Origin of the sequence: Paenibacillus tianjinensis (assembly GCF_017086365.1) — a bacterium.
GTDB lineage: Bacteria > Bacillota > Bacilli > Paenibacillales > Paenibacillaceae > Paenibacillus_AQ > Paenibacillus_AQ tianjinensis.
In genome coordinates this window covers 1,388,237-1,400,194 of record NZ_CP070969.1, presented here as the reverse complement: position 1 = coordinate 1,400,194, position 11,958 = coordinate 1,388,237, and the positions used below count along the sequence as shown (strand labels likewise).

General features: G+C 37.2%; 6 protein-coding genes and 1 pseudogene. All 7 read right to left on the bottom strand.

Going from position 1 to position 11,958, the window contains the following annotated elements:
- Nucleotides 1–349: 349 nt before the first annotated feature.
- Nucleotides 350–734 (bottom strand): annotated as a pseudogene (locus JRJ22_RS06175) (sigma-70 family RNA polymerase sigma factor); the annotation flags it as partial.
- A 557-nt stretch (nucleotides 735–1,291) separates the two neighbouring features.
- Entirely contained in the window at nucleotides 1,292–2,839 is a 1,548-nt protein-coding gene (locus JRJ22_RS06170; protein ID WP_206103688.1) for a hypothetical protein, read from the bottom strand.
- Between the two features lie 88 nt (nucleotides 2,840–2,927).
- Nucleotides 2,928–3,677 (bottom strand): hypothetical protein, encoded by a 750-nt coding sequence (locus tag JRJ22_RS06165; protein WP_206103687.1) that lies wholly within the window; start codon nucleotides 3,675–3,677, stop codon nucleotides 2,928–2,930.
- Nucleotides 3,678–3,753: 76 nt separating this feature from the next.
- On the bottom strand, nucleotides 3,754–6,234 hold the full coding sequence (locus JRJ22_RS06160) for a pPIWI_RE module domain-containing protein (RefSeq protein WP_206103686.1): 2,481 nt from the start codon (nucleotides 6,232–6,234) through the stop codon (nucleotides 3,754–3,756).
- On the bottom strand, nucleotides 6,221–9,304 hold the full coding sequence (locus tag JRJ22_RS06155; RefSeq protein WP_206103685.1) for a pPIWI_RE_Z domain-containing protein: 3,084 nt from the start codon (nucleotides 9,302–9,304) through the stop codon (nucleotides 6,221–6,223). Before JRJ22_RS06155 ends, JRJ22_RS06160 begins: the two co-directional genes overlap by 14 nt.
- Entirely contained in the window at nucleotides 9,305–10,360 is a 1,056-nt protein-coding gene (locus JRJ22_RS06150) for a restriction endonuclease-related protein (RefSeq protein WP_206103684.1), read from the bottom strand.
- Nucleotides 10,361–10,875: 515 nt separating this feature from the next.
- A complete protein-coding gene (locus JRJ22_RS06145) occupies nucleotides 10,876–11,895 on the bottom strand; it encodes a toll/interleukin-1 receptor domain-containing protein (protein ID WP_206103683.1) in 1,020 nt (339 codons plus the stop codon).
- Between the last annotated feature and the right edge of the window lie 63 nt (nucleotides 11,896–11,958).

Below are 11,958 nucleotides of genomic sequence, written 5' to 3'. Positions count from 1 at the left end.
GTTTATCTAAACCTTATTTTCAGTTTCAGATAGGATTTTAGTTAAACCGAATCGGAACAATCATTAAACAGACTGCTCAACCATTAAATTGAGATTGAGCAGTCTGTAAAAAATATTACATTTACATTTTACCTCTTCGCCTTACATGATACAGCTTCACCAGCGTCCTCTTCTAACCAACTCCTTCGCCTTCTCTCCCTTCGTCCGCTCTTCTCTGCCGTTATCCAGCAAACCGACTTATCGCCCACATTGAATTTATTTGCTTCTGGTTATAACCAAAGCAACCCATCCGGAGACAAGTTGCTTTCTGTACATTATCTATTATTAATACGCACCATTTATCTGATACTCACCGCTTCACCTTATAAAACTCATGATACAGCTTCATGAGTGCCCGCTTCTCAATCCGCGACACATAACTCCTCGAGATCCCCAGCTCCTTGGCAATCTCCCGCTGCGTCTACTCTTCCCCGCCAGTCTCCAGGCCGAAGCGCCCGACGGCAAACTCTTTTTCTCTATCGTTCAAGATATCTAGATTACGATATATCTTGCTCTTTTCGATCTTCAGATCCACTTCTGTAACAATATCATCTGCGTCGGAGCCGAGGATATTAATCAGTGTGATCTCGTTACCTTCCTTGTCCGTCCCAATAGGGTCGTGCAGAGACAGTCCTTTTTGGTCTTTTAAACGATCTCAAATGCATGAGGATTTCGTTTTCAATACAGCGGGCGGCAAGAGGTTGTGGGCACGACACGATGTCACTTAAGTATCCAAATGCTCAATCTTAATTTAAAGTTTCTTTTCAACATATGCGTCAATCTTTAAGTTTAATAAGTCGCACGTATAACCTATTTCTTCCTGTTTATGATTTGCCGCATTTGATTCAAATATGGTCTAGTATGCTAACGCTTCCCGTAGTTGATATTTAACTGATTTAGTTTGGGTTACATTCTTAAAGCCGTTTACAAGACTTTCTTGGTTTCTGCTTGGCTTTTGTTTGTTTCATATTCACGTACTTCTTAATTGCGTATGTCATTTATGATTTTTGCTGTGATAGACATTCATTCTTCCCCTCTCATATGTATACGGTAATGTCACCAAATTTTGGTGAAAACATCGACAAAAAGAAGTGCTCGGAATGTATCTGTTTGCTTTACTTGCTACTGCTGTTACAATGAAATCGTTACGTCGGGTCCGTTCACTTTAGCGACTTACTGCTGTATCAGTACGATTGAATCGCCTTTTTAGTCAACTCTCGGGCAATTCGACTTTATATTGTATTATGCTAAATTAAAATAGAAATTGAAACATATTATTAATTTGTAAAACCAACTTTTTAGCCCATTCAGGGTATAACACAAAGATAAATGTAGCCCCAGCAATTAGTAGCATAGTCACATTTAGTCTATAGTTTTTGTATAAATTAATATAATCATTGATGTGTCCTGTGATAGTTAGCTTTTGCTCTAATATATTTTCAATATCCAAACGAACTTTTTCAATTCTTTCTTGAATCACTAATGGAAATTCAGTAATTACTCTATGGTATTTTTGAATCTTGGATTCATCAGTATCATCAGGAAATATTCCTTCTGAATCAACCTTTTCCTTTTCCCAATCAACCTCACTTTTTATACGCTTAAATAATACAAAATCGGACTCAAATTGAAATCTTAACTTTAACAATCTTTTTAAAAACCTCTTCTTCATCCTTATCTTATTTACATTGTTCCTATATTCGGCCCCTAATGAAATGAAAAAACCATTTAGAGTTTTCACTATAATCAATTTCAGTAAATTGGTGGTTTTTTCAGACATCTCTATAGTAGCTTGAAAATCAAAACTATAATATCCTTCTTTCTTTGAATAGGTATCTTCATTAATAACTATCAAAATATCATTTCTTTGAAGTTCTCTCGGTTTTGCACTTAAATTCGGCTCAAAAAATATAGTTTCTGAAGAAGACAATGTTTGACCTTTAAACCAACTTCCCCCTATTGAATCCCAAAACTCCATATCTTCTTCCTGGCTAAGAACTAGATTGGTTTTATATAGATTAAGACTTGGTGGTATAATTCCTTTATTATGCAAAATAAATGGAATGAATTTAGAAAGCTCATCATACAAATACCATTTTGTTTCAATCATTAGATCACTTAATAGTTCACTCTTTAAAAAGCTATTGTTATATCGTTGAACAGTGATTGACCTTTTTGCACCTCTGGCTTTTGCATTACGTGAAAAATGCTCAAAAACAACCCCTCTTTCCTCACGATAGTTTTGATTAACGATATTCTCAACTTGTTTTTTTCTATCTTCTGTTAAATAAATATGAATCTCAACTGCAACATATGATGTACTGAAATTTATGAGTTTTAGGTCAAAATAGTCGATTTGCCTACTAATAGTTTTGTTTTGATCGAAATCAAATCTGCCGCATTCTAACCAGGTATTATTAGAAAACAGGTTCTCGTTAAATAAATTATCTATAGAATCAATCATATCTTTCCATGATCTCATTCCGCCCATAAACTTATGAGAAGTGTTTTTTATAATCAAACGCTCAATACCATTTTTTAATCGTTTTATATCTTCTTTAGCGATTAGCTCAAATGTAATTACAGAAACAGGAACAAAATAACCTCCTAGTGGAATGGAGTTACTTATGTCCAATCTAAAACGATTCTGATTTTTAAATATGCGGTTATACCATTCCTTTTTTGAGTCTCTGTTTTCTTTATTGATTTCTAAGAACGGTTTTAGAAATGTTATGGCTTTTGCTTTTTCATATTGTATCCTCTCGATTAACTTTTCTCGCTTAATTCCATAAAACTTCATGCCCATCCCCCCGTATACTACTAACAATCAGCTTTATAATCATTCATTTGTATTTTTTGTTCCATGCTTTTAAAAGTACTTCCCCTCATCATTTTCGAAGTCCCAACATCTTACTAGCCACATCGAACTCTTTCTTATAAGGTTTAAGTTTAATCATGTCCCCTATACAAACATATATATCAGTTTGTTCATAAAATTTTAAAGCTAAGGTTTGCGATCCAAACTCATCAACTGGACTAAATTGATACGTAAAAACCAACGGATTCTTCCCTTTTATTGGTGTATTCCAGTTGCTTTGCTCCTTTTGAATCATTGTTATTCCATTTAGAAAATATTGATTTGATTCTGAGGCCGATGCATCGGGTGACAAAAACATATCCGACGCAACGACACACCTCCCTTTAAGTTGAATACGAAACTCATGAAAAAATAGAGCCCTAGCAATTGCTTCAAAGGAGTAACTTAACCGAGGAACATCTACATTGATTATCGAGACAGGAAACTCTCTTTCATTAATCATAATGTTTAATTTTTCTTCAACGTCCAACAAGTTTTTATGAAGCTGCAAAGATCGTTTCAGCTTAGTTTGTGTATGTGCATATGCTAAAAAGTTGTTGCCAACTTTTGCAGTTAAGCAAGCCATTAAATATTCATCTTCACCTGATTTCAAAGAGTTATGCTCATCACACGAAGGAACGGTGATTAATTCGGAACGGAAAGATTGCTTAAAAAGTGCCCCCACATCTTTATCTGTTGGAAAAAGACATCTTGGCGGAACATGCTCACGTGAAGTTGCTTGTTTCCCACACCAATAACATTGCTGTTTAATCTTTTTCACATTTTCTTTCCTTTCATTCTGAAGTAAATACCAGTTTCACTTTTGTCTTATTCCTTTTCTACCGAGTGATCTGCCTTTAAACAAATTCCGCCTCATTCTGATCCCACTCATGGTCTTTATTTTTTATATACTTCTCTATCGATCTAATCATCTTCAACGGGTAGGGAAACTTTAAGGTCGTTTCAAATGAGATGCACATCTCTCTTAAGTGGTGTACTGCCCAAGCCAGACGCTCTCTCTCCATCTCATCTGCATTGCCCATCGGCATGTATTCTACAAGACGGGGTTGCTGAAAAGTTTTTGACGGATTGTGGAGTTTAGTCATTTTTTTGTTGATTCTACGTTGTGAGACACCTTTTGTCCCCACTCCATAATACAAACCACTTGTTCTATCAGAATATATGCCGGTAGAGAGCGATAAGGGCATAAAACCATATGAAGGAAGTTCATCTGTTGCATTAATACGAATTACATTAATATCCGGGTCCTCTTGAATCCAAGGTGCAATAGGAGGATTTAGCAATTTAGATACTTTATCATTTGTTAATGCCCAGATTCCTTTATTCCTTAAGTGGGCTCCGATAAGCAGTGTAAATGCTCCTGTATGGAGCTTTTCCCAACTTAATTGTTCATCCAGCCATCTTGTTAATCTTGGCTTTACTTGATTCAGATAGAGTCCGAGAGACTTTAGTCTGTGACTTTCCAGTATTGCTTGATGAAGGGGGAGCCATTCAACTATCCCCTCTCCCCGTACATAGAGTACACCCTGGTCCAGCTTTGTTAGTATTGGAAAAATGCCACGGTCAACATGGATTAAATCAAAAGAAATGATAGGTCCTATTTCCCCAATATCAAATAGAGATTTACCATCTATAGCTCCTGCATCCGAGAGAAGATCCAAGATGCAATTAAATACTTTATGTTTATAATTACTTTTCCCTTCCTCTTCTTCGACCTCTAATTCATCCTCTTGTACACTTTCAGGATAAATAAATTGTGTGATACGCCCAGAGCGTCTAAAACCTTCTCGTACTGCTAATTTAGGATCAGCACCCTCTCCTGTCTTCTCCCAACTTTCTTTAGGCAAAATTTCAACTAATGATAATGTAACCTGCTTAGAAGGTACAGCAGCTTCAAGTGTTCGTTGAATGTAATTTACTCGGTGTGTATATGCATCTGTACCATAGGTAGGGTCCAAAGCATCGAGATACTCGTGTCGTTCTCGTCTGATCAATGTCAAGATGTTACTCGATGGTGATACCAATCGAAAGTTACTATTCTCATCCTCTTCAACGATGGAATTTGTATTATATTTTTTCTCTCTCAGCGCTTTAATCACTTCATCATACAGGCTTTCTGGTCCCCAAACCTCTAACACAAATTCTTTGGAATGCGGTATTAGCAGTGAAGGTAGTAGATTCCTTTTTACGGAACTCGTATGACTTGGTTTGGGAGCTGGAATAAATGGAATTGGAGCCAGCGGAACCCATTGCGAAAACTCTGCGGCTACAATTTCATAAAACCGTCTTTTTTCTTCAATACTAATTCCTGTTCCAACAAGGTGTGAACGATAGACCTGCTGGTTATGAACGATGATTACACGTGGATTACACCCCTCACCGAATCGTTCTGGATTCGTAATTATCTCTTCGGGAGTAAAAGATTGCCCCCACAACAAATCAAAAAACAACTCATCTAAACCTTCCTTCCATCTTGTATATGGAGCAAGATTACCCTGTCTTCGATAGGAGAAACTAGCAAAAGAGCGAACGTTATCATCTTGCAGCTTATCTTCAAGAGGGTTATCTATTGAGACGAGTAATGTACTGTGGACCTTACCTTTTATTTTTTGTGTGTTTACAGGTTTAGTAATAATACGGCGCACACCAAAACTGACAAGCAATATTTGTCGATTGGGCTCCCCGCCCCTAGTCTTTAAACAAAAGCGAACTACATAGCTAAACTCTCCTCTTCGTGAACGAATCGGTTGAGACATACAGTCCGCTTCTCTTGCTGCAAATACTTTAGAAAATTTTAAAACGATAGGCTCGTCCTCTTCTCCCAAGCGCAACGTCTTCTCACTTTGACAAAATTGATGTGCTACAAGGGAAGGCACAAGACTGTAGCAAAGAACGCTATCTTCTGCACAAGCTTGACCTACTGTTACTGTACTCCATTGAAAATCTGAAGGATCAATATCATCAGGTTGTGGTATTCTAACTTCATTTGCAGTTTTAAAAAACCAAGCCTTCACTAGAATAAAAAGTGTATTCATGGGGAGAGGCCGAATAGCAATAAGCCATGGTTTCTTAGTCCCTCTGTAAAGTTCATTATTGACCATAATTAAATCTGGGAAAATACTCTTCAACTTTTCTCCTAACGGTTTAATTCTCTTTTCCAGAGCGAACTCTTTCTCTCCATTTCCTTTGCACAATTGGAGGACCCATTTCTTCCAAATTTCTGGGATATTAAGTTGGTATACAATTTCTTTATCCCAATCGGAATGCGATGGATCAAAGGCAAAAAGCTGCAGTTGGGTACTCTTAGAACGACTCATCCTCTTCCTCCTTCATCATCATTTGAATGCTATCAATAAAAGGTCCGTACAGGCTTCGAAAAGCTGAGTTTGACTCATTTGAATTCATGATATTATGCCAATAATCAAGCATAGATTCATTTCCGTCTACATTCAAAGGTTGTGCAGCAAACTTACTATCACAATAGAACACACGGGCACTTGTTCCTTTTCGAAGCATTCGTCCGATTGTTTGCCATATAGGAACAAATGTAAACCAAGCGATCGTACGTCTTTCTTTAGAAGTTAATGAAGACCAATAATCCTGTTTGCGATAGATACGATGAAATAGCTTATTGCTTTCGCGTCTGATTAAGGTTACTGCTTTAAGATAATGTATTTTTTCTCGTTCTATTTGATTCAGCATGCTAGGTAACCGCGCATGAAGCAATTGAATAGTATACGCCATGTCATTCGGTACAGGATAAGGACGGACCAGGAAAAAAACCGAGCCGAATAATGAACCTTTTTCTTCATCCAGAATATTGTACCCCCGGCTAATTGCAAGAAGTGGGGCAATCAGTATATCTGCGGGTTCATGATAAAAACGCTCCAATTCCGATCTCATAAACTTCGACTCATCGATTTCATCGGTGCCCCTACTTAATTGGCGAAAACGTTCTCTCCAAACGGGATTCATCTTTAAGACTGCTGCAACATCTTCTACATCCGCGTAAGAATTGACTATAATTAATATCCGACGATTGGTTTGAACCTTTCTCCATTCTGCAAGTTCGTTTTCAAACTTATGAAGTAGTAGGGTTGTCATCCTTTTTAAACTTCCACTTCGTCGTTCTTCATCTTGTCCGGAGACCGAAATAGGGATGCCTGAACCACTCTCAAATAAAGGGTAGTATTGTTGATGTATCTTGGGGGGCTCCCAATTGGACTCAAGCAACCATGTCGGCTTAATATCCACATCATAATGAGGCGAACCAGGAGCGTAGCTCGTACCAGACATCAGTACAATAGCTGGGCCTTGGTGACTATCGGAATGTTCAAAAGCACTGTTCCAATCTTGTAGTAATAGACGGCCGACTCCTGAATAGTGGACAGCTTTAAAAGTCCCAGGAACCCCTTCTCGCTTAACTTCATACATATACCCTGTCAGTCTCCCTGTCATTGCCTCTTTCAAAAATGGAATAAATCCCCGTTGGTTGCTCTGAAAAACATTAATCTCACTGAACATTCTTAATTTCGTCCGAATAAAGGGATAAAGATCCTTTAATATTTCCAGTTCATAATCTACATTACTTAAATAAAGGTAAAATTCTAACCAGTCATAAGGATAACGATACGAACCTCTAGGCTTCTCTTCTCCCCCCAGTTTTACAACAATACGCTTCAAAATAACTTTTCGATCTTCTAATGATTCTGCTCCAAATAAATTTGCAACCTCAGGATAGATCTCGTGATCAAGTGGATTTTCAGTAAAACGCTGAAGCTTGTTCTCAAAAATTTCCGTTGCCTCTTCATTCGAGGTGAACGCCCGACTAATTCTATATGATTCTGTGAATAGCTGAATTAAGCGGTGTCGTAAAGAAATCGCAAATTCAGGTGAACGAAGTAATTTACGATAAACTCCGTCACGAATCATTTTGTGTAAACGATGTAATCCATCAATCCACTGCTGAACTATGATATCTTCGCTGTTAATATATTTGCCCGCTGTCATTAGCGTTGTTTCAACCAATAGTTTTTCAAAGAAATGCTCAGAGGTACCGAATAAGGCATGCTCCTCTAAAAACGCATCATCGAATTGTTTTTGAACTGCATCAACTTCATCAATGAAAATGACGTCCAACAAATCATACATCGCTTCATATATAGTTCTTTCATACGGATCTATCATTGCCGGTACCTTAGATTGTAGAATACTTGCAGAAGTTGTAATCCATACTTGTGCATCAATTAGCTTAGCATAGTCTTGATATACACCACATTGTGATGCAAATGGGCACAGACAAGCAGTTGCCTGAGTCGGTTGATTAATGTTACGACACGGATAATCCGTGCTTAGATCTTCGTCATTAGCAAGAACTCGAATTAAGCATTGATCAGATAAATGCGCGAGCTCAAGATTCGTATCAAGACTCCAATCTGATATATCATAAATATCATGCTGCTTAGCTGCCAAATAATCATCTCGATGTTTCGCACGGTTAGTTTTCCCAATAATAGGAGTAGCATTTATACCAAGTTGACGAAGCTCTTTTACTCGGTTAAGTACTTGAGGAACACTCCCTTCTATAATACCTATACGAGCCCCTTGTTGGGCTAACCGTACAGTCTCTGCTACCATAAAGGTAGATTTCCCTGCTCCCAACCCACCGATAATATGCTGAACACCTTTATATGTAAAAACTTTATCTAATGGATTTTGTACCGGCCTAAACCGAATAGTTTGTCCTTCTCTGTTCCTCCATTCTGAACTTGCTGCTGTTTCTTTCATTCCTGAAGATGGGTGATAAACACCATCAGAAAGCTCCAATTGGAAATTTCCTTTGACTCTGTAGTGTGGAAACAATGGGATTGGATTCGGAATATATGGAATATTTCCTTTTATCGAATCAACGCTCTGCTTCGACTCATATTCAAAAGTCCCCTCTGATGCAAATTCATATTTTTTCGCCACATTTTTTGCGGGTGCTGACAAAATATCCTCATACCAAGATTTTCTATTCGAGAAAAGGATAGGGTCTTTTTTTTGCCACTCTCTGTCTTTGAATTGATATAAGCAATATCCAGTTGGAAGTTGAGCATACATTCTAAACATCTGACTCCATACCCTTTTTGATCTCATCTCTCGAAACAACACACGAAGTCGATGTACAATATCAAGGTTTGCATTCCCAGGAATTACGGGTACATCATGTCCCGCCATAATACTCGGCGCTTCCATCACGGGCATATTGGGATCTACAAGCATGCAGCCAGTTATGAATAGCTCTACTGTATACATGGTTTGAAGTTTATCCTTTGACAAGTTCGTTCCAGAAAATTTCTGTTCGAAATATCGACGATTCTCCGGGGTCCGATATGAGATTCTCATTTACCAATCCTCCTGTTCCTTCAGCATCCTTAATATGTCTCTCTCATCTATGATACGAATATGATTAGCGTGGGTCCTTAATAGTCTTTTAACTGTAAATACGTAATTAGGATAACGTTGTCTGCGGTATTCAGGAATTACTACATAAACCTCATCTTGGCTATATTTTTGGAGCTGATAAACTGTCTGTTCATTAAAAAATTTAGCTAAAGAAAAGGGATTGCTAAAGTCTTTCATGTCAAAATAAATTGAATAACGACCCATTTCCACCTCTAAATCAAACCGATCAACATCAGGAAACATTACAACTTTATATCCACTTTGTACTAAATTATCACGAGCTCTAACTTCAACTAGTCCCGGAAGCAATGTATACCGGTAAATCCCAAAACGTAAGCGAAACAAGGGCTCCTTAGAGTTCCAATCCTGTAAATATTGTTCACGGCTTTCAACCTGACCACATATATCTTCAATCCCACAACGCCATTGATGGTTTCGGTAATCCAGTGTCCAACCACATCTTGGACATTTGCGATAACGTGATGCCTCTAGGGTAATATTTTGGTAACAATTTTGAACGGATTTAAATAATTCACCTTCTCCCAACGACAGGCTAAAAGGGAGAAATTCACTGAGTGTTACAACAGGGTGTTTTATAAGAAACATACGTATCTTTCGATACTGTTCGTCCAATTGAGGAGTGTTATTACGGCAATATTGAAGAATAGCCAAAACTTCTTTAACGTGTGCTTCTTCTGGAGACTCATAAATTAGTTTAAAATCTCTAGCAGCTGCAGAAATTCCTACATAGGGTATGACAAGCGGCTTATCACTTAAAAGGGTTGCTGCATCAGGTAAGCCCCATTCTTTTGGAGGCTTTTGCAATATTTTAAGCAGCGCTACAATATCAGCTGGAGGAGGACTCCCCTGTTCCATGAGGGCTCTTGAAAACAATCGATGACCCTTTTGAAGGGATTCCGGAATCTTATCCTTTGACAATTCCCATTTTTCCAAACCTTCTATTAAGTAGTAAAGAATTTCTTCCACATCTGACATTAATGTTTCCGCCTTTCCAAAAGATAACATATATTATCATTTTAATGGATATATGGTGAAATTGCGCCTAAATAATGCATAATTCTTAGATAATTTTATCGATAATTAGAATAAAATCTTCTTAATATATTGAAGATGGGATTTAACTCCAAAAAAGCAACTTATCCGAAGATAAGCTGCTTTCTATACACCTATTGTTATTATTAGTATTGTCTCGTAGCATCTGAATTCACCGCTTCGCATGACGAGATCTTTAACTCCTTTGCAATCTCCCGTTGTATCCGTTCCTCCCAACCGGTATCCAGTTCGGCGGCTGACTACGACCACTTTCTTCCTATCGTCCAATATTTCAAGATAACGATAAAATTAAGTTCAACTTCCTTAATAAAACATCGCCCATTTCATGCTGTACCGGTAAGTTCATGTAGCAATGCATTCTTAAGTTTTTCAGTGAACGGAAGTGTATTAAGTTTTTTTCAATACATCGAGCCGCAAAATTGGGGAGTTTCGTCCTCTTACATTCCTTTAACTTTCCTTTTTATGAACCCTGCCATTTCAGAGGCCGTAAAAAGTGAACCATCAATATATCCGGTAGTTCGTCTTATTCCCGGAATTTCGGTATCATCTAGCCGAATTGGTAAGATATATTCTTCTCTTTCAATAAAAGATCTCGCCTGAGCACTCTCTCTTTCATGGTTTGTCCATACTTTTTCTTTGTAGTACTTCGACAGAAACATCACGCAATATTTCGATTTATTTCTATATATTTCATCAAGATGTGTATATAAGTCTTTCCCCCATAATGATACAGTTTCGTACATATCATAAAAAACTCTAACATTCATTCTTCTTAATTGGTCAGCAATTTCGTCAACTAATTCTCGATCTTCACCTGCAAAGGAAAATGCTACCTCATATTCGTAGTACTTCATATCTTCGTACCCCTCTACTCGAGAATAGTTATTAAAATAACGACACTTATCAAATGGTACAATTAAAAAATTTATCTGGTTAGAATCTTCCATCTTTATTTTATATCTTTGACTTTGCATAGTACCAAGGCAAATACCATCCTTATTTTTTTCATCCAAATGAATTATTAAAATAAACTCTTCGCAAACTTGTCTGAGCCATTCGTCTCCACCAATGATGAAGGAATTGAGATGTATCGTCACACTGTATCCCAAGCTTTCATATTCATCTAAGTTTTTTAATAGTGGAATCAAACTTTCGAATACTTTGTATTCATCTTGTGAGAAAAACTCCTCAGCTACCATGTCATTGTTATTAAAAAAATCATTTATTGATAAATTGGGATTTTGAAGACTTCCACTACCTGAAAGAAAGCCAATACTCCTTGTAAGTTCTTTTTCAAAATCTACATTAAGCAAACTTAATTTAAATTCCCAATACTGACCTGGTATTACAGGTATTGCTTCGATAATTTTATAATCTCTTAAAAATTCGTTTTCAACTATTTCTTTAAGTTGTTTGCTTAATGCTATTGCATTTGCTTTTATCTCTTTAATATACATCGATTTAATTACTCCTTAAAAATAAAGTTAGCATTTTTACGCGACTATCGTACAAAAGAAAGT

Coding starts and splice junctions, on each gene's coding strand:
- JRJ22_RS06170 (WP_206103688.1), bottom strand. CDS start 2,839: ATGAAGTTTTATGGAATTAAGCGAGAAAAGTTAATCGAGAGGATACAA.
- JRJ22_RS06145 (WP_206103683.1), bottom strand. CDS start 11,895: ATGTATATTAAAGAGATAAAAGCAAATGCAATAGCATTAAGCAAACAA.
- JRJ22_RS06155 (WP_206103685.1), bottom strand. CDS start 9,304: ATGAGAATCTCATATCGGACCCCGGAGAATCGTCGATATTTCGAACAG.
- JRJ22_RS06160 (WP_206103686.1), bottom strand. CDS start 6,234: ATGAGTCGTTCTAAGAGTACCCAACTGCAGCTTTTTGCCTTTGATCCA.
- JRJ22_RS06150 (WP_206103684.1), bottom strand. CDS start 10,360: ATGTCAGATGTGGAAGAAATTCTTTACTACTTAATAGAAGGTTTGGAA.